The sequence below is a fragment of the Nostoc sp. genome, from assembly GCF_036916985.1.
GTDB lineage: Bacteria > Cyanobacteriota > Cyanobacteriia > Cyanobacteriales > Nostocaceae > Nostoc.
Window position 1 is genome coordinate 88,486 of the sequence record NZ_JBALFD010000079.1, and the last position, 18,360, is coordinate 106,845.

Sequence of the window (18,360 nt, forward strand, 5' to 3'; positions counted from 1 at the left end):
AGATTACCCCAGTTTTACCCCAAATATTTCCGCAACATCTCCCAACTGGAACCGCAAGGATTTATTTCGAGATCCGTAGCGTATATTAGAGTTTCAACCTTGACAAGAGTGCAGTTACATAAGAAGCACTCATGTAGCCTTTGTTTGCGATCGCCAATAGTCATCTACAATTTGTCGGTGACTAAAACAACGTGCTAACAAGGCTTTCAGACATAAAATATGAAAATTAAATCAAAAAATAATTACTAATTACCGAAAAACTCCGGTTTTTTTGGCTTCGTGATGATAAATAAAAGTAATAGCATTGAATGTCATGCTTCTTACCGCGAAGGATTATTGAAATTCTTCACTGCTTTCAGGATGAATACTGAACATCAGTTTTTTGCTGGGGATGCTTCTTTGCCACAAAAAAGGAGATGGAGCTACATCAAAAAGCTCTAACACAAAACTTACTTTAGATGTATCTAAGTAACTATGCTGATAAAGTGTAAAGATGTGACGGTATCTTGGAGCAAATTTTAAAGGAATTGCAAAGAACTTGGTGCCATTTTGGCAGGTTTCTCTCCCAAATATGGGATATTAGTAGATTGTACAAATCTTTATTTTTATTCACATCTGCCTTCTTGCACTAATTCCTGTCTACTGAAAACTGTTAAGACCAAGCAAATTTGACACAGATAAGTTTAAGTAATTTAACGAAGTAGGAAGTAATACATGGTATTATCACTGTCTTCTCATAACGTTATCGAGTATCTACAAGACGCGGGTCTGTGTAGCTCAGAAGATGACGTATCAGATAAATCTGAGTTGCCAGGAAGTAGTCAGAACAATTTCAATATACTGGTGACTTTAGCAGATAATCGCCAGCTGCTTCTCAAACAAGAACGTAACGTTAACAACAATGACGCCGCGCCTCATGAATTGTTTCAGGAGTGGCTATTTCACCAGTTGCTCCAACAGTTTCCAGTTTTAGGTAACACTTCAGCAATCGCGCCATTGGTAGTGCATTTTGACGAAGAAAATTCTATTCTTGTCCGCAGTTACCTGAGTGAATATGTGGGACTTGCGACATTATACCACAACAATGAGATTTTTCCACAAGAAATTGCTTCTGCCATCGGCACTACTTTAGCGGGGCTGCATCGCGCCACCTACAACCGCCGAGAATATCAGAATTTTATGGCAACTGCTCCTCAAGGAGAGTTTCGCTATGGCTTTTACAATCCGGCGCAAGGGTTAGGGTCAATTGGGCCGGAGATTTTTGGGACTGTTCCCACGGATGCACTGAAATTCTATGTTCTCTATCAACAGTACGAGAGTTTGGAATCTGCGATCGCAGATTTGGCATATAGCTGGAATCCTTGCTGCTTGACTCACAACGACCTGAAATTGAACAATATTTTAGTTCATTCCAGGTGGGAACAATTAGACAATTGCCTAGTACGACTAATTGACTGGGAAGCTTGTTCTTGGGGAGACCCAGCCTTTGATTTAGGAACTTTACTAGCAAGCTACTTAAGAATTTGGCTCAAGAGTCTGGTAGTAGACCCCACCATTGAGTTAGAAGAATCTCTACATTTGGCGTTGACACCGTTAGAGATTTTACAACCTTCACTGATTGCCCTAATTAGAGCTTATGTGAATGCTTTCCCGATGATTTTGGAATACCGCAGAGACTTTATTTTGCGCGTTATCCAGTCTGCGGGGCTGGCACTGATTCATCAAATTCAGGATACGATTACGTGCCATAAATACTTTAATAATGCTGAACTCTGTATGCTTCAAGTAGCAAAAAGTTTACTGACAATGCCAGAACAAGCGATATTAACCATTTTCGGGATATCAGAGTCAGAAATTCTGAATCCTGTGGCAAAAATCCATAAGTTTCCTCAGCCTGTAAGGGAACAGCAGTTACTTCGTATTTATTATGAAAAAACTCGGCTACGTGGTTGTTAGTAATAGGCAGGAGAACAATTTAAAAAGAACACACAATTCTGTATTCTGATTACTGACTCCTTAATTCTATTTTGTTAAAGTTTGATTTCTGAATGGATAATGCTAAATTCTTCTATCAATCAATCGCTAAATTCTCTATTTGATATTGCTCAGAATATCCAGATTGAGTCTAATTTTTGTATTTATCATCCCAATTATCAGCCCTTTGCTCTGCCGACTAAAATAGCCGATAGATTTCAGCAAAATTCCGTAGATTTACAACAGAAGTATCTCTCTTTATTGCTAAGAAATTTTCTCTATGGAATCTATTACAATGGCTCCCTACAAAGTACTTTAGCCGTCAATACTGATAGTACTAATCACCCACCAAAGCATAATTTAGCAGACAATTCTGTTTTGGAGATTGATTGGGACTTTTATGAGCAACTGCACGCCAGTAATCACGGCAGAGGTTACTTTGACCCTCAATGGCAGGTGTTGCGAAAAGAACCTGATGGAAGTATGGCGGTGACTAAAGGCGGTTTAACACTTTATGTTGAGCCAGATTGCCATCTAAAATCTAGTAAGAAATCTACCAAAGTGGGTGACATGGTAGCAATCTGGATGCCCAAAAATCGACTGCAAAATGGCTGTTACTTAGCAGTTAGCAATGTTGGACAGGAACGGCAAAGTAACCCAGATGCCGATTTAGGAGCAGGGCGAATCTACTTTAACTTTACGCCATCTGGTGCGATCGCTCTCATGGAAAGCTTGACACTGCAATTAAACGCAGCCTCGATTCCCTTTAGCTTTCAGGTTCTCCACAACCCTTCTGCATACGGACGCTATGATTCGGGGCTACTCTACTTTGAACTCCCCGACTATCTAGCAATCCGTACAATCCTTCAGGCTGTTTATATCGAAAATCAATCCCATTTCCAGCCCGAAATTCCTTTGTTTACCAAATTTTTAGCTCCAGGGTTAGGTTTAGCCGAAGAACCAACCCAAAAATTTGCAGCACAAGAAAGTTTTGGAATGAACCGTTGCCAAATTGTTGCAAATGCTTTATTGGAAGCTTGGCAAAAAGGTAAAAATGCAATGGAGGAACGGATGAGGGTTATTGACCAACACTTCACGCGGCATCTAATAGATTTGCAGCGTCCTTATCTCAATCCCAGTTCTGAGGATATATATAAGCCGTTAAATTGATGGGGATTGGGGACTGGGGATTATTATTTCTCCTAGTCCGAATGGCACTAAGAAAAGCTCGAAAGCTTGTGTAGCCTCGTTCCCAGCCTGGAGGCTGGGAATGTATTCCCAGAGGCTCTGCCTCTGCTTAAGAAAGAGGAGGCGGAGCCTCCCAGAATGGGTTCCCAGCCTGGAGGCTGGGAACCCATTCTGGGCAAGGGCTGTGTCTTAACTTAGTGCCATTTCTCCTAGTCCCTAGAACAACGATTTAGTAATAAAACACGAGACTGGACAACCAGATTTTTAGGTCATTTGAAGCACAATTTCTTTTCTTGCGCCTAAAAGAAACCCGAATTTTTCATCATGACCATGAATACTGAATCGGACTTCTATAGCGCAATACGCTTGGGTTAAGGGCTACTGGCAACAATTTTGGGTTTTCGAGACGCGATAAATCGCCGTCTCTACAATTGTTTTGGGCTTATCTGAACTGTATTGTTCTATAGCGGTTCTTAATTGCATAGAATACAGACCATTTGTAGGGGCACAGCATTGCTGTATCCTATTGTGTATTGCATCCAAACGAGAACCGCTATAGTCCCCAATCCCCAATCCCCAGTTCAAAATTCCACAATTACCGGCACATGGTCGCTAGGTTGAGTTAACTTTCTTGGTGCGACATCAATAATGCAACTTTTAGCACGTTCATATAGTACGGGTGTCAAATAGTGATGGTCAATTCGCCAACCTAAGTTACGACGAAAAGCGGCAGAGCGATAATCCCACCAACTATAATTTCCGCCTTCTGTGTTGAATTTGCGAAAAGCATCGGCAAATCCCAGCGCTAAAATGTCCCGTAAGGCTTGACGCTCTGCTTCTGTTGCCATAATGTGATTTTCTGTACTCACTTGCTCGTGAATATCCTTGTCTTCTAGGGCAATGTTGAAGTCGCCGCATACACAAATTGCACGTTGTGACAACACCAGCAATCTTAAATACTCGTGTAGCGCTGTCAACCAGCGTAGTTTGTATTCATATTTCTCGGTTCCTACCGCTGCACCATTGGGAACGTATAAGTTCACAACCCGAACACCATCAATTACACCTGTAATCACACGCTTTTGCTCGTCCCATTCATGGTGTAAATCTGGCAAAATCGCCCGAAATCCGCTACTGACATCTACAAGTGGCTGGCGGCTAATCAGAGCTACGCCGTTATAAGATTTTTGTCCTGATATATAAAGGTTATAGCCTAACTCCTCAAAAGGCGATCGCGGAAATTCAGCTTCCACAACTTTGGTTTCTTGCAAGCAGAGAACATCAACAGGATTCAGGGTTAACCAATCGATAACCTGTTCAAGGCGAGTGCGAATTGAGTTGACGTTCCAAGTAGCGATTTTCATTAGTTAATTATCAGAATTTTTGTAAATTACTAATTACAAATTATGTAATTATTGTACAATTACTTAATATTTAGAATTTTTCTTCCTTTTACCAATTACCTTTAAACGAAGCTTTAATGATTTGATCCCATTGAATATTTTAGTATTTTCCGCTACAAAATATTCAATTTTGTAAGTTCCGCTACAAAATATTCTACCTCATTATGATCCCCAGGACAGATGCAACAAGTAATAGATTAGTTATAGGTTAGAAGTGTAGGTCAGAGTTAACTTTTGCCGATAGTCCATTAGATTTGACGGAAGTAAATTTGCAGTGCGATTAACCTTTATTGGGCTTTTGTTAGACTTTTAGGTTAATTTAAATGTCAAAAGAGTAAGTAGAAATGCTCTTGCCTCATAAAATAATGATGTAGCTCATTATTGAGGACAATTTCATAGACTGAACCAAAAAAACTTATGAAAATCGCTCAAGTTGCCCCCTTATGGGAAAGGGTTCCACCTCCTAATTATGGAGGAATAGAACTGGTAGTGAGTCGCTTAACTGATGAACTTGTTCGTCGTGGTCATGAGGTAACTTTATTTGCCTCTGGCGATTCTCAAACTTTGGCTCATTTAGAAGCAGTTTATCCACGTGCATTACGCTTAGACCCAAATGTGAAAGAGTATGCAGTGTACGAAATGCTAGAACTAAGCCAAGTTTACCAACGTGCTTCCCAATTCGATATTATCCATTCTCATGTAGGGATTTCGGCATTACCTTTAGCGAGTTTAATAACAACAACCTCTACAGTCCATACTCTGCACAATAATTTTACAACTGACAACCGTCACGCATTTAGCTACCACCAAAAGCAACCATATATCAGCATTAGTAACTCGCAGCGTCAAATCGATCTCAATTATGTTGCCACAGTTTATAACGGAATTGAGCTAGCAGATTACCCATTCGTAGCCCAACCGTCAGAACCTCCATATTTGGCATTTTTAGGGCGTTTTTCGCCAGATAAAGGGCCGCAACATGCGATCGCCATTGCTAAACAAAGTGGTTGGCGCTTGAAGATGGCAGGAAAAGTTGATGCAATACACTCTGAGTTTTTTGAACAAGAGATTACTCCCCATATAGATGGTCAGCAAATTGAATATCTCGGCGAAATTAACCACGCCGAAAAAGCTGAACTTTTGGGCAATGCTGCTGTCACTCTTTTCCCCATTAACTGGCAAGAACCTTTTGGTTTAGTAATGATTGAATCAATGGCAACTGGTACACCAGTTATTGCGATGAATTTAGGTTCGGTACCTGAAGTTATTGCCCACGGTAAAACAGGTTTTATCTGCAATAACTACGCAGAAATAGCCACAATGATTCCACTAGCTTTGGAACTCAATCGTCAAACCTGTCGAAAATATGTGGAAAATAACTTTAGCGTTAGCCAAATGGTTAACGGATATGAAGCTGTTTACAGACAAATTATTAAAGACCGCATAGAATCGAATGGTCGCATTCATGCAACCAAAATCCATTTTTAATCAACTGCTTTTTTTGGTGAGTTTAAAACAACAAATTTTTTTAAGGAGGATATTGGTATGAGTACGAGAGCCAACACCTGCCCATGCTGCGGTGGTTCCCTCCTGCGTCATGCCCGTCATGGTGAACTATATTGGTTTTGCCTGTCGTGCCGACAAGAAGTACCGCTATTAAATGCTATTCGCTTACCTAATGTGGATACCCGAAATACCGGAGTAGTTCCCCAGCCAGCAGTGAATACTTAAACTTAGTGAACTACCCAAACTACCTGCTAAGAATGTAGATTAATCAATCCACATTCCTAGCAGGTAGTGTGGGATATGGGATACCAATAGAGTAATCGTAAATATTCACAGGGGGAGCAAAAAATATCCGACATGAAATCACACGGAATCAATGCGAAAACCAAAATCTAGATTTGATTTTTACAGAGTATTTTGAGGAGTCAAAAGTCCTAAATTGGTCTAAACTCAATATGATAATCACCAGTGTATATATCAAATAATACTATTTTATTTGCTATGTCTCCACGAAATATAGCACTACCGTTCATAGGAGCCTTAGTTGGAATTTGATTAATTGCAAATCTTACAACCTTGTCGTTTAGGATTCCAACAGAATTATCTTTTTTAGTGCCCAGATTAACTTGTAAGGCTATAAATTCATTCCCAGCACTATCTATTATCCTTGTTTCCTCACGAACAATTTCAAGCGGTCTAGTTCGCTGCTTATTGTTTACTACAAAATTACACTTTATCGAATCTGAAGAGAGTCTTTCGCATCCCGTATACTGAAATACGAATCCGTCCTTTTCAAAAGTAGGTAATTTTCGCTGGGCAATGATTGTCTCTAGATTATTAAAAGAATTATTCTTATCTGTAATATAAGAAATAAAATATTGACTAACTGAAAAATCCGAAAAAGGCTGTAATGTAGGAACTAGGGAAAGTATTAACGGTAGACTCTTCAACATTATCTAATCATCCTTAGATACTAATATAATTTTATTTTTTGCTCAAAATAATGCTAATTGATATTAACATAATCTGTGCTACAAAGTAGTGTTTTATTTCGCTTTATAAATATAGATGATTGTGGCAAATTATTTCAATTAGTAGCCTTTCTGGTCAATGCCCTGATGTAAGCGGTCGTTCCAACGTCACTGATGGCTCTGATAGTTCTTTCGATGACTGCTTTGATGTAAGCGGTGACTGCAACGTCATTGAGGGTTCTGATTGCTCTTTTGATGACTCTTTCGACGATGTAAGTGCTGGTTGCAACATTATTGATTCTGGTGGTTGCACGAGTTGTTCAGCTACCGAAAATGGGTCAGACTGATTGGGTGCTATCGGATGTACTGAATTAGGAGAAGATATTACCCCATTAGGGGGAGTTACAGAAGTAGACTTTGGAGTTGAACTCGCTGAGAACTGAGGCACTGACTGTTCAGTAGAGGAAGATATGGAATTAAGCTTCTTTGGGGCATCCGTTGATGGCAAAGTTGCTGATTGTGCAGTAGAGGAACGTTTCACTCGACTAAAGGAAGTTGAAGAAGTCTTCTGTTCAGGTAAGCTTGGCAATGGTCGAGTTGCTGACAGCAGACGAAGAGGAGATTGCACAGGATTAGGAGACGGTTGAGAAGTAAGCTTTGGAAGGGGACTCGGTGAGGGTTGAGGTAGTGACGATGTAGTAGGCGAAGGCTCTGCTACTGGAATAAGGGAAGTTCCAGAAGTAGATTTATTAGGTGAAATCACTACTTGCCTAATAATATTTTCGTATCTATGGTGTTGGTACACTATTCCAACGCATAGAACGAGAACAGCAATAGTGTAGGGAATAAATTCTGAGGGATTTGACTTTATCCGTTCCCGCACGGGCGACTTTAGTCAGAAGTTAAACGTATTGCCAGAAATAGTATTAGTTCCACCTTTAATGTTGATACCTTGCCAACTCTCAATAGTTGTTGTCAATTGATCTCTTGCTTCATTGGCTAAAGCTTCTATAGCTTGACCAATTTCAGGATCTTTCTTTGCCGCTGCTTCTAATTGCTGTTCAATCAGTTGGACTTGACCGTAATTGAGAGGTTGTATTTGAGCCTGTTCTATAGCTTTTGCTGTGCTGGGTTCTTTGCGCTTTAGCAGAAATAACAGGTTTTTCCCTTTATTCCAAGCCTTTTCGCCTATGATTTCGCCAGTTTTTTCAAAGGCTTTGGTAATGACTAAGGTAGCGATCGCTGCTGCTGTCAGTGTTACTGCTTCCATAAGTTAATAAAACAGTGATTTTACAGTTGTAGTTTCGGCATTAAATACACTATATCCGAAGGGGTTGAAATTTTTGCCAAAATATTGCGGTCAGGCGCTCACTAGGCTTAATAAGTTCCAATTCCAACTGGTAAAATCGGATGGAGCTAATTAATAGGTTTTAAAGTTTTGTTAGCAGCATTACTTCATGGTCAAGAAGATTTACGCCTAGAAGAAGTTCCCGATCCCACTCCGGCGGCTGGCGAAGTTGTGATCCAAGTGGGGGCAGCAACAACTTGTGGGACAGATTTGAAAGTCTGGCGGCGTGGTGGTCATGCCAAAATGCTCATACCGCCGACGCTGTTTGGTCATGAAGGTGCTGGGCGAATTGTTGCCTTGGGTGCAGGGGTGATAAATTGGCAAGTAGGCGATCGCATTGTCGCTAACAATTCGGCTCCCTGCACGAAATGCTTTTTTTGTCAACGTCAAGAATATTCCTTATGTCCAAATTTGACCTGGAATAATGGTACATTTGCCCAATACCTAAAAATTCCCGCACCGATAGTAGAGCATAATTTATTGCAGATTCCCGATGAGTTGCCGTGTGAATTGGCAGCGATGACGGAACCTCTAGCTTGTGTGTTGCATGGTGTAGCGCGTTCTCATATTAAATCTGAAGATAAAGTAGTCGTCTTAGGAGATGGGGCGATCGGGTTGATGTTTGTGGCGGCGTTGAGTGAGAAAGCTGAAGTTTTGCTATGGGGAGGTAATAACCACAGATTAGAAATTGGTCAGAAATTGGGTGCAGCCCAGACCTTTAATTATCATCAAATCTCGGATATTCCCAGTGTGGTCAAAGAACTTACCCAAGGATGGGGCGCAGATGTAGTAATTGAAGCCACTGGTGTACCAAGTGTTTGGGAAACTGCGATCGCCTGTGCGCGTCCTGGTGCAACAGTCAACTTATTCGGTGGATGTCCACGAGATACCAGCATTACCGTCAATACAGAACAGCTACACTATAGCGAACTTACCATCAAAGGCGTGTTTCATAATACACCAGAGTATGTGCGATCGGCTTTAGCACTGATAGCTAGTCGTAAAATTCCCTTTGAGTTACTTATTAGCGAACAGCGGCCATTAAAAGATTTAGAACAGGTGTTTTCTGATATGAAAGCGCGTAAAGTAATTAAGGTAGCGATGATTCCTTAATTTTTTGCGGAGTACAGCAGATGATCTGGATCTAGCCAAACAATGTAGAAAATCTCGTTAATAAAGAACCCATGAACCGTACCATGTTCATTTGAGGAGATAGAAAACTGATATGGTATATCAACCAATTGTTGTTTATTTGGCAAACCAAATGCCCTTTCGCTAGTATCTTCCCACTTGATGGGATGACATCTGAGAGTACTACTACGATTCAGTAACAACTCTTGAGCAGTTAGGCTAGATAGAGCTTTTAATCGATCAAGCAAGGTCAGCCAGTAGATTACTTCTTTTTCCCTACAAGAAAACTTGCTGTTACTGTCCTGATAATATTTAAACGAAAAGCTGAAGCCTTGAGATGGCTTCAGCTTTGTTAGTTTAATACCTGATGTGCCGTCTTTGGCAACCTCAGTCTAGATTATCGAAGCAGATTTGGGGTTAAAAGCAGTTTATAGATGAGAAAATCTCTGTCGAATTACTGACATTAGCCTTTTTTAACTGCTAAACGAGCATAATCTCCCAGCCATTCAGATTTTTGAACCTCAGATTTGAAGTTAAAAAGTCCCATTTCTAGCAATCCAATAATGACACTTTTACGCCATAGTGCTTTTCTCTGACCTATCCTTGCTCTTTGCGATTGATCAAAATAAGCTTCTATAGAAATATCCGGCAATAGCTGTAAATTCAAGTCACGCATTATTTTCTGCCGAAATTTTAGATGCGATCGCAATAGTTCTTCAGGAGTTACTCCTTGTTTAACAACAATTATTCCTTTTGGGCGGCGTAAAAAGGCGTAGACAATAGCGTGAATAAAAGAATTATCTCTAAAACTAACTGACCATTCTTTCTCTAAAGCGCTACCAATAGCACAAAAGACTGCCGAACGCCCAGGCGTTTGAATGACTTCTGCAAAACAAAAATGTTTTGGATGGGAAAAAATTCTAGCGACAGTAAGGGAAGATTCTGACAGTTCTAAGTCACTAATTTTAGTAAAACCAAGGGACTCTAAAGTATTCGTGTAGTACTTGAAAGTCTTAATATCTATTTGAGATAGAGATTCTAACTGTACTGGTACAATTTTTAATTTGCTAGAAATAGTTGAGAGCAAGAGTATCTTTACAAATATCTCAAAGAATAAAATAAATGGTAGTACGATAATAAATATATAACAGATACTTGCTGGAATAAATTCTAGATTTAGGAGATAATGGAGTATTAACTTACCGACAAAAGCATTATAAATAAACCAAAAGCTAAAAGCAGATATCTGTGTAATTGTTTTTTTCATATCTGGATATAGTTGAGTATTTAAATACCATTTGCTAGTAGATAGTCCGATAAATTTACTATCACTCTATGTATGGTTCCCAAAAAATAAATATCTCAAACATTAAAATACAATATTTTCTACATATCCTTCTTGCAAAGCTATGGTGTACACACAAGTCCTAAAAACTAGCTTTTTCTCTGATAGAGCGTTGATAAGTAAGATCCCTGATATCTTAAGTTAGGTTGACCTATTGAAATAATCTTGCTGAAAAACGGGAAGACTATGATTACTCCCGAATGGAGAAATTTATATGAAAGTCCCGAACAGCAAAATGCTCAAAAAATCTCTGCTTAACTATTTAATTTTGCCTTTTTCTCTAGTGCCCTGGCTGTGCATAGGAACGCTTTTTGATTCCCAAGCTAATGCTTTACCAGGGCAAAGTACAGAGGAAGTGGGCACCTGGATTAAAGCACATCCTACACTCCGTCCCAGGAGTGGGGAGCAATTATTTGTGCAAAAAACTGATACAGCTGCCCAAAGATTCACTTTTCAAGCGTCGGTATTGCCTCCCGGTAGGGTGGAGTTTTCCAAAGACCGAGGCACAATTCGCAGTGAGCGTATTGCTATGTATGATGCCATTAACGGCATGACATTTGAGCGCCTTCAAGAATCCTTGCGGGTGATTTATGGCTTAGAGATTTATCAAGACTACGATCGCGCCCAAGTCGTGTATCAATATCCCAGCCAAAAGGTAGTTAATTCGGCGCGTCTAGCCAAAACTCCGATTCGGGAAGCTTTAAAGGGAGAATTACGAGTAGGCGATCGCTATGTATATTGGGTGGAAATTGCCCAACCCAAGGCTGGCAAAGCTTTTACTGGTCAAATGACAGTTTTGCTCAAAACTGACCTAGACAAATTAGAAAAGGAACTGCAAATTCGTTAATGGGGCATTGGGTATTGCTTATTCCCCTCATTCGTTGAAAGATTACTGAGTGGTGTTTTACAACTTCCCCAATTCCATCTGAGCTAGAGTTTGCCATGTGCCTGAAAAGATACTTTCAGATGCTAAGGAAATTCGTAGTAAATCTTCCTTCAGCAGTGGCGGCCAATCAACTCCGGCTTTACGCCCTGCGCCAAATAGCTGTTGTGCCTTAATGCTTAACTGATAAAGGGCCAAAGCCAATTCTCGGTCTAGGCTCTTTGCATCTTTGAGGGCTTCAAACACCACTTTCAACGCCAACAAAATCGAGGTGATCTGACCGGGTACCGGCGGTTTGCCCTGTTTCATACGCGTTAACAGCGCATCTGGGTTTTCCTCGGTAGTGATTGTCTGATCTATGAGGAGTTTCCTAGCTGTTTCGTAATTCATGTAGCCAGTTTACCTTACATTTTGCTTCAGCAGGAATACTTAATTAAAAAGTCATAAAATTGTTTTCTGGTTATTTATAGCAATCTCTTGTAATTTGTGAAAAGATAGGCGTGGGGAAAATGATGGAGGATTTGCGATGTTCTAGGTTAACCAGATAGACTGAATTTAACAATTCAAAATTAAAAATGACGCTCGATGACTCGCTAACGCTGCGCTAACAAAATTCAAAATTAAAGACATTTAAGACAGGGATTTAAACCTCGACTGAAATGTGTGCTACATGTAGATTGTAGGGGTCTTAAACCCTTTAATTTACGATAAAATCTTTGAAAAATACACCTTACTAGGAATCAAAAGCAAAATGATCTCACCGAATTTACTAGAAATTGAGCGCTCTATCCTTGCCTTGTCTGTAGAAGAACAACTTTGGCTGTTAGAAAGTATTGTTCGACAAATCCGAGAGAATGAGTATGTAAAAGATAAATTAGTTGATGTCAACAATCCAGAAGAACAACTGGAAGTCAGGGTTAGTGAGCCAAAGATTCAAATAGGAACTGCTTCTATAAATGATGAGTTTGCCATTTCTGAAATACTTTGATGTGTAGTCATAAAAATTATGAGAGTGTCCGATTTAAAAAAGTAAAATATACAATTTATCAGTGGGCGATCGCTTAAAATTTCTCACTGCGATCGCCCATTCACTGCAAAACGATCTTACACTCCACTCAGATCCCAAAGGCTCAGTGCATATTGATAAATACCAACATCATTATTGCTAAATCAAAAAAATATCCTAATTATGTAATTTGAATACCGATTAGCTGATCGAGAAACTAAGCAAAACGATGTCAATATCTAGAGTGAAAATACTACTCTAAAGCCACAAATCCTCAGTCCACCGTCTGACTCATTCCAGCTGCGACTGGCGCTGCGACAAAGTTCTGCGTTGAAACTCCAAGAACCACCGCGTAGCACTCGACGATTAATATCACCACCAACTTCCCAAGCTGTTCCATCTGAGGGTGCGCCGTTGTAATTGTTGTGCCACGAATCAGCACACCATTCCCAAACTAGCCCGTGCATATCATATAATCCAAAGGCATTGGCGACTTCAAAACTGCCTACGTTTGTTGTTTCTTTACGGAATTTGCTTTTTGGTTCCATAGTGCAGCTAACTAACTCAGAGGTAATGGTTTCACCAAAGTGGAAGGATGTTGTAGTTCCAGCACGACAAGCGTATTCCCATTCAGCCTCACTCGGTAAACGATAGTCGCGTCCAGTTTTTTCTGATAGCCTGAGACAGAATTCTACAGCTTCATACCAAGATACATTTTCTACTGGTCTATCTAAACCTTTGAATTTCGACGGATGAGGATTTAAAGTTTGTTTGACTTTAGGTAAAGCTGCTACTATTCTCCATTGTCCTTGAGTTACGGGAAATTTCCCCATAAAAAATGGTTCGACAGTAACTTGATGTTGAGGACGTTCGTCAGCATCTCCTTCAAACTCTGGTGAACCCATCATGTAAGTACCGCCAGGAATTGATACCATTTCTAATGTGACAGACTTACTCAATTCTTCGGCAAAGAAGTTGGCATTGCAACTCATGCGGTTTACTTCTCTACCACCTGTGTCTACTGTCACTACGTCAAATTCAAAGGTTTCTAAGGCGGGTAATGGTTCGATTAATTTTTGTGGTAGCGGCTGTAATATGGGTTGAGGCATCGAAACAATTTTTAGGGCGACAGGTTCAATGTTCGATGTTATAAACTTCAAATCGTTGATAACTTCTACTGCTGTTTGATACCTTTCGCTCGGTAAATGTTTGAGTAATTTATCTAAAATTTTTCCTAAGTCGTCACTGATAGTAATACCTTTTTGCTGTAAACGTTCGCGCCACAACCATTTAGCATTCATGGCATCATAAATAGGATCTTTAACTTGTCCAGAAGCATCCTGAAAAGGCAAACATTGAGTTAAAAGACGCACACAAGTTACACCCAAAGCATACAAATCACTGCCGTGACAAGCAAATCCAGCCATTTGTTCGGTTGGGGCATAGCCAAGGGTATAAATTACTGTAGCTTGTCTGCCTATACTGGTTTGTGTTACCTGTTTAGCACCGCCAAAGTCAATTAATACGGGTTTTTCATCACTGGCACGACGGATAATATTTTCTGGTTTGATATCCCGATGAATGACGTTATGGGTATGAATGAATTCCAAAACTGGCAATAAATCGGCTAAAAGTTCCCAAATTTGTTGTTCGCCATAAATTTGTTGCTGAACTTCTTGTAAGAGAGTTTTTCCTTGAATAAACTCTTGAACAAGATACAAACTAGTACCTTGTTCAAAATAAGCTAGTAATCTGGGAATTTGGGTATGATTTTCTCCCAGTTCATACAACCGAAAAGCCTCTTCTTTAAAAAATTCTGCTGCTTTCGTGCGTTGTCCTGTTCCCTGAAATTGTGGGAAAAATTGCTTGATGACGCAAGGTGCGTTTAGTCTATCGACATCTTCTGTAGCATAAGTTCTACTGAATCCACCTTCACCTAAAAGTCTTAATACGCGGTAACGGTTTCTGAGAAGTTTGCCAAAGTTGCTTTGTCCGCAACTCACGCAAAATCTATTGCTATCAGAGTTGAATGGATTTGAGCAATTGGGATTTTGGCAGATTTGCATAATGAGGGGGAAATAGCATCTTCTCCAAAGTTAGCCCCAATATTATCTAATTGAAAACAGTTATGTAGAGAAGTGAACACGGAAGTTTTTTCATGTGTTTAAAACTATCTTTCACACGAGGATAGAAGAATGAATAAATTTTATTTATTTACTTAGGGACTTCCAAATAAAAAATATTCAATTAGCTCTTGTGGGGTGGGCGACACGATAACCATATTATGGACTGGGCGGGCAAGATGCCCACCCCACAATATTGGATAATTTATTTATTGGAGTTCCCTTATCTATAGTAAGAAGTTATGCTAGCAGAAAGTACGGCATATTGCCATGATATTAGTAATTTATGGCAAGCCCAATGCACCCTAAATTTTAATATAGCTGTTGTTCACTATTCAAAAAAGTTCACTAAGAACCAAATACCCTATAATTTTTATCAGCAGAATTCAGAACCCAGGAGTCAGAATTCAGTATTAATTATGTACAAGTTGGTAATAAATATTGGTTAAAAGCGAGTGTAATAGTGGGCGAAACTAGTATTAAGTATACTCACCTTAAAACTCTATCCATTTATGCTTAGAGTATTCGGTATTCGGTATTCGGAATTCTGACCGAAAACGAAAAGGATACAAGCCCCTAAATTTATTTATGGGGATCATTAATTTTGAATTTTGAATTTGGAGCGTTCGCCCTTGGCGTCTCGTAGAGAAGCGACGTGACTCTTATTTGAAAGTTTTATTTTCTCCCGAAATGCGAATTAACTCAGCGACAAGAGCAACGATCGCAGATACTAAAATTAACATGACACTTAAAGCATTAATATCAGGTTTAACTCCTGTTCTAATGCGGCTAAAAATTTCCATTGGTAAGGTGTTAGAACCGCTACCAGCAGTAAAACTGGCAATGAGAAAGTCATCTAAGCTGAGGACAAAAGCCAAGAGACAACCAGCGACAATCCCAGGCATTAATTGAGGTAACAATACTTGGATGAAAGCTTGGGTTGGTGTCGCACCTAAATCTAGTGCTGCTTCTTCTAAGTGTGGATCTAAATTAGTCAGTCGGGAAGCAACTACAAGTCCGACATAGGCGAGACAAAACACTATATGGGCTGCAACTATCGTCCACAAACTCAAAGGGATTGCAAAGGTGGCTAGACAAACGAGGGTAGCCACTGCGATCGCAATATCAGGAATAATCAATGGTAGGTAAGCAACACCCTGATACAATTTCTTACCAGGAAATTCGTAACGCGCCAACCCAACCGCCATCAAGGTTCCTAGCACTGCTGAAATTGCCACAGCACAACCAGCAACAATCATACTATTTTGCAAAGCGGATAAAATGCGATCGTCACTGAACAACTTGCGATACCAGTCGAGAGTAAATCCTTGCCAAGTTGCACTGTAGGGCGATTGATTGAAGCTATAAAAGCTAAGTACCAGTATGGGCAGGTACATGAACACAAACATCAGCACTGAGAAAACCGCCTGCCATGAGACACGCGGTTTTTTGAGAGATGGAGAGATATTCACGCTTATATATGATTTTTGTTGATAGCAATACAAAATATCATATTTAATGCAATAAGTCAACTATTTAACTCTTCTTCAAGGACGCAATGCGATTCGTGCTACGCGTCTTGCCCCAATTCTTTTTTTGACTGCCGCTCTATACCGAGAACTAAAGTTTTCTTCCTCCTAGCTCCTGACTTGAAAGTGCTGAGTGCTGAGTAAAAATACTAGTTCCCAGTCCCCAGTCCCCAGTCCCCAGTCATTCTTTCATTCAAGGCTGTGAAACTTGTTTGATCAGGACTGCCTTTCTTACAACAGTTTTCGATCAAACCCACTACAAAAATAAATCCTAAAACAAAGCCTAGTATTGCTTTTAGTACTTTTATCTGTGGTGCGTTTGATTGCAATTTGCTGTAAATCTACCTTTTGGACGACCACAATTTATCCTTGTACGGAAAGCCGTCCAAATAGTCTCTACACATTTTATTCTTTAATTAACATTTTAAAATCAGATAATTGATAGTTACAAATAGAGCTTTTTCGCATAATTTAACCATTGAAAGCTAGTTTTCGACGATTTTATCAAGTTCTTATTTAGAAAAAAAATCTCTATTGAAAACTGCAATAAATAACACAAAAGTTAATAAATTAGAATACATTTACCTCTTTAGGAGTGGGTAATTTCCGTACTAGGATAGACGAAAAATATAGAAGTAAGAGCGTAAGATTTGAAGGAAATTGTTAATAAGTTTAGTAGCTGAAGTTACTTTCTGATGGCAAAGTGAATCAATTACAAGCACTAAAACAACAGAAATAAAAAACTTCTAATTCAAGTTTTATTTTTAGGAGGTTTATGATGAGAATTGCTCAAATAGCTCCATTGTGGGAAAGAGTACCGCCGCCAGCTTATGGTGGCATAGAGTTAGTAGTAGGGTTACTGACCGATGAATTAGTCCGACGCGGACATGAAGTAACTCTATTTGCATCGGGAGATTCTATTAGTCTGGCAAAACTAACGTCTGTTCATCCCCGTGCCCTCAGACTCGATCCTACTATCAAAGATTACGGCATTTACGAGATGCTGAATATCGCTTCGGTGTATGAACGCGCAGAAGAGTTTGATATTATTCACTCCCATATCGGACATGGGGCACTGGCTTATGCAAATCTTGTCAAAACCCCTACAGTTCATACGTTGCACGGTATTTTTACCCCTGACAACGAAAAGATGTTTAGTTTTGGTAAAAAACAACCCTACATCAATATTTCCAATTCACAACGAGAACCAAGGTTAGGGTTGAACTCTATAGCAACGGTTTATAACGGGATTGATGTTAGCAGTTATGAGTTTCACTCTCAACCAGAAGATCCTCCTTACTTAGCTTTTTTAGGTCGGATGTCTCCAGAGAAGGGAGCGCACTTAGCGATAGAAATTGCCAAAAAAGCTGGCTGGCATTTAAAAATGGCAGGTAAGATAGATGTTGTTGATGTGGAATACTTTGAGAAGGAAATCAAACCGCACATTGATGGGGAGCAAATTGAATATTTGGGTGAAGCCAACCATGTTCAAAAAAATGCCCTTATGGGTGGTGCAGTCGCAACTCTGTTCCCGATTACCTGGCGAGAACCCTTTGGATTGGTAATGATTGAGTCAATGGCTTCGGGTACGCCAGTCATTGCAATGAAATTGGGGTCTACTGAAGAGGTAATTTCTCACGGTAAGACGGGTTTTCTTTGCAATAATATTCAAGAGTGCATCAGTGCCATCGATCGCACCATCGAGTTAGACCGCTATGCTTGTCGTCAATATGTGGAAGACCTTTTCAGCGTTGGGCACATGACTGATGGCTATGAAACAGTTTATAAACAAGTAATAGCAGAACGATTTTCTCAGAATGGGCATTTCCGCAGTTTGGTTGATTTAGCTAGCTAGCGATCGCATTTGTGTAATTTTACAACCCTGGCGAATAGAATGATGCCTCCGGCACACCAAGGGCAAACGCAGGTACACAAACAAAGCCCACCTCCGTG

The 18,360-nt window shown here is 39.9% G+C and carries 17 protein-coding genes; 8 read left to right on the forward strand and 9 right to left on the reverse strand.

Going from position 1 to position 18,360, the window contains the following annotated elements:
• The first annotated feature begins 714 nt into the window (after positions 1-714).
• Together V7L07_RS25440 and V7L07_RS25445 are read left to right on the forward strand one after the other, a co-directional pair.
• The gene (locus V7L07_RS25440) at positions 715-1,956 is read left to right on the forward strand and encodes a phosphotransferase family protein (protein WP_335061585.1); all 1,242 of its coding nucleotides are present in this window, start codon (positions 715-717) and stop codon (positions 1,954-1,956) included.
• 99 nt (positions 1,957-2,055) lie between these two features.
• Positions 2,056-3,144, forward strand: a complete 1,089-nt coding sequence (locus V7L07_RS25445) for a T3SS effector HopA1 family protein (protein WP_335061586.1) — start codon at positions 2,056-2,058, stop codon at positions 3,142-3,144.
• Between the two features lie 599 nt (positions 3,145-3,743).
• On the opposite strand, the gene xth is transcribed toward V7L07_RS25445, so the two are convergent.
• Complete coding sequence (gene xth, locus V7L07_RS25450) at positions 3,744-4,526, reverse strand: exodeoxyribonuclease III (protein WP_335061587.1); 783 nt, start codon at positions 4,524-4,526, stop codon at positions 3,744-3,746.
• 456 nt (positions 4,527-4,982) lie between these two features.
• On the opposite strand from xth, the gene V7L07_RS25455 reads away from it, so the two are divergent.
• Both V7L07_RS25455 and V7L07_RS25460 read left to right on the forward strand, forming a co-directional pair.
• Positions 4,983-6,053 (forward strand): glycosyltransferase family 4 protein, encoded by a 1,071-nt coding sequence (locus V7L07_RS25455; protein ID WP_335061588.1) that lies wholly within the window; start codon positions 4,983-4,985, stop codon positions 6,051-6,053.
• A 57-nt stretch (positions 6,054-6,110) separates the two neighbouring features.
• On the forward strand, positions 6,111-6,296 hold the full coding sequence (locus tag V7L07_RS25460; RefSeq protein ID WP_179063627.1) for a hypothetical protein: 186 nt from the start codon (positions 6,111-6,113) through the stop codon (positions 6,294-6,296).
• A gap of 209 nt (positions 6,297-6,505) precedes the next feature.
• Here V7L07_RS25460 and V7L07_RS25465 read toward each other — a convergent pair whose 3' ends face one another.
• From V7L07_RS25465 to V7L07_RS25475, 3 genes are all read right to left on the reverse strand, one after another.
• Positions 6,506-7,024 carry a hypothetical protein gene (locus tag V7L07_RS25465; protein ID WP_335061589.1) on the reverse strand — a complete coding sequence of 173 codons (519 nt, stop codon included), beginning with the start codon at positions 7,022-7,024 and terminating at the stop codon, positions 6,506-6,508.
• Between the two features lie 154 nt (positions 7,025-7,178).
• Positions 7,179-7,805: a hypothetical protein gene (locus tag V7L07_RS25470; protein ID WP_335061590.1), complete on the reverse strand. Its 627-nt coding sequence runs from the start codon at positions 7,803-7,805 to the stop codon at positions 7,179-7,181.
• 132 nt (positions 7,806-7,937) lie between these two features.
• Positions 7,938-8,312 (reverse strand): hypothetical protein, encoded by a 375-nt coding sequence (locus V7L07_RS25475; protein WP_335061591.1) that lies wholly within the window; start codon positions 8,310-8,312, stop codon positions 7,938-7,940.
• Positions 8,313-8,480: 168 nt separating this feature from the next.
• On the opposite strand from V7L07_RS25475, the gene V7L07_RS25480 reads away from it, so the two are divergent.
• Positions 8,481-9,503: a zinc-dependent alcohol dehydrogenase gene (locus V7L07_RS25480; protein ID WP_335061592.1), complete on the forward strand. Its 1,023-nt coding sequence runs from the start codon at positions 8,481-8,483 to the stop codon at positions 9,501-9,503.
• On the opposite strand, the gene V7L07_RS25485 is transcribed toward V7L07_RS25480, so the two are convergent.
• Complete coding sequence (locus V7L07_RS25485) at positions 9,500-9,769, reverse strand: hypothetical protein (RefSeq protein ID WP_335061593.1); 270 nt, start codon at positions 9,767-9,769, stop codon at positions 9,500-9,502. The two genes, V7L07_RS25480 and V7L07_RS25485, sit on opposite strands and share 4 nt — an antisense overlap.
• 215 nt (positions 9,770-9,984) lie before the next feature.
• Positions 9,985-10,788: a hypothetical protein gene (locus V7L07_RS25490; RefSeq protein WP_335061594.1), complete on the reverse strand. Its 804-nt coding sequence runs from the start codon at positions 10,786-10,788 to the stop codon at positions 9,985-9,987.
• Positions 10,789-11,101: 313 nt separating this feature from the next.
• Here V7L07_RS25490 and V7L07_RS25495 point away from each other — a divergent pair, with 313 nt between their 5' ends.
• A complete protein-coding gene (locus V7L07_RS25495) occupies positions 11,102-11,713 on the forward strand; it encodes a hypothetical protein (RefSeq protein WP_335061795.1) in 612 nt (203 codons plus the stop codon).
• A 57-nt stretch (positions 11,714-11,770) separates the two neighbouring features.
• Here the strand turns inward: V7L07_RS25495 and V7L07_RS25500 are convergent, their stop codons facing one another.
• Positions 11,771-12,139 (reverse strand): Dethiobiotin synthetase, encoded by a 369-nt coding sequence (locus V7L07_RS25500; RefSeq protein ID WP_069070526.1) that lies wholly within the window; start codon positions 12,137-12,139, stop codon positions 11,771-11,773.
• Positions 12,140-12,500: 361 nt separating this feature from the next.
• Here V7L07_RS25500 and V7L07_RS25505 point away from each other — a divergent pair, with 361 nt between their 5' ends.
• Positions 12,501-12,737, forward strand: a complete 237-nt coding sequence (locus V7L07_RS25505) for a hypothetical protein (protein ID WP_335061595.1) — start codon at positions 12,501-12,503, stop codon at positions 12,735-12,737.
• A gap of 257 nt (positions 12,738-12,994) precedes the next feature.
• Here the strand turns inward: V7L07_RS25505 and V7L07_RS25510 are convergent, their stop codons facing one another.
• Together V7L07_RS25510 and V7L07_RS25515 are read right to left on the reverse strand one after the other, a co-directional pair.
• The gene (locus tag V7L07_RS25510) at positions 12,995-14,821 is read right to left on the reverse strand and encodes a bifunctional serine/threonine-protein kinase/formylglycine-generating enzyme family protein (RefSeq protein ID WP_335061596.1); all 1,827 of its coding nucleotides are present in this window, start codon (positions 14,819-14,821) and stop codon (positions 12,995-12,997) included.
• Positions 14,822-15,540: 719 nt separating this feature from the next.
• On the reverse strand, positions 15,541-16,350 hold the full coding sequence (locus tag V7L07_RS25515) for an ABC transporter permease (RefSeq protein ID WP_335061597.1): 810 nt from the start codon (positions 16,348-16,350) through the stop codon (positions 15,541-15,543).
• Between the two features lie 835 nt (positions 16,351-17,185).
• Between V7L07_RS25515 and V7L07_RS25520 the strand changes: the two genes are divergently transcribed.
• The gene (locus tag V7L07_RS25520) at positions 17,186-18,262 is read left to right on the forward strand and encodes a glycosyltransferase family 4 protein (RefSeq protein ID WP_335061797.1); all 1,077 of its coding nucleotides are present in this window, start codon (positions 17,186-17,188) and stop codon (positions 18,260-18,262) included.
• Positions 18,263-18,360 lie beyond the last annotated feature (98 nt).

What these genes read in the sequence shown, in the direction of transcription:
- V7L07_RS25440 (WP_335061585.1), top strand. Translation starts at nt 715, where the DNA reads ATGGTATTATCACTGTCTTCTCATAACGTTATCGAGTATCTACAAGAC.
- V7L07_RS25445 (WP_335061586.1), top strand. Translation starts at nt 2,056, where the DNA reads ATGCTAAATTCTTCTATCAATCAATCGCTAAATTCTCTATTTGATATT.
- xth (WP_335061587.1), bottom strand. Translation starts at nt 4,526, where the DNA reads ATGAAAATCGCTACTTGGAACGTCAACTCAATTCGCACTCGCCTTGAA.
- V7L07_RS25455 (WP_335061588.1), top strand. Translation starts at nt 4,983, where the DNA reads ATGAAAATCGCTCAAGTTGCCCCCTTATGGGAAAGGGTTCCACCTCCT.
- V7L07_RS25460 (WP_179063627.1), top strand. Translation starts at nt 6,111, where the DNA reads ATGAGTACGAGAGCCAACACCTGCCCATGCTGCGGTGGTTCCCTCCTG.
- V7L07_RS25465 (WP_335061589.1), bottom strand. Translation starts at nt 7,024, where the DNA reads ATGTTGAAGAGTCTACCGTTAATACTTTCCCTAGTTCCTACATTACAG.
- V7L07_RS25475 (WP_335061591.1), bottom strand. Translation starts at nt 8,312, where the DNA reads ATGGAAGCAGTAACACTGACAGCAGCAGCGATCGCTACCTTAGTCATT.
- V7L07_RS25490 (WP_335061594.1), bottom strand. Translation starts at nt 10,788, where the DNA reads ATGAAAAAAACAATTACACAGATATCTGCTTTTAGCTTTTGGTTTATT.
- V7L07_RS25495 (WP_335061795.1), top strand. Translation starts at nt 11,102, where the DNA reads ATGCTCAAAAAATCTCTGCTTAACTATTTAATTTTGCCTTTTTCTCTA.
- V7L07_RS25500 (WP_069070526.1), bottom strand. Translation starts at nt 12,139, where the DNA reads ATGAATTACGAAACAGCTAGGAAACTCCTCATAGATCAGACAATCACT.
- V7L07_RS25505 (WP_335061595.1), top strand. Translation starts at nt 12,501, where the DNA reads ATGATCTCACCGAATTTACTAGAAATTGAGCGCTCTATCCTTGCCTTG.
- V7L07_RS25510 (WP_335061596.1), bottom strand. Translation starts at nt 14,821, where the DNA reads ATGCAAATCTGCCAAAATCCCAATTGCTCAAATCCATTCAACTCTGAT.
- V7L07_RS25520 (WP_335061797.1), top strand. Translation starts at nt 17,186, where the DNA reads ATGAGAATTGCTCAAATAGCTCCATTGTGGGAAAGAGTACCGCCGCCA.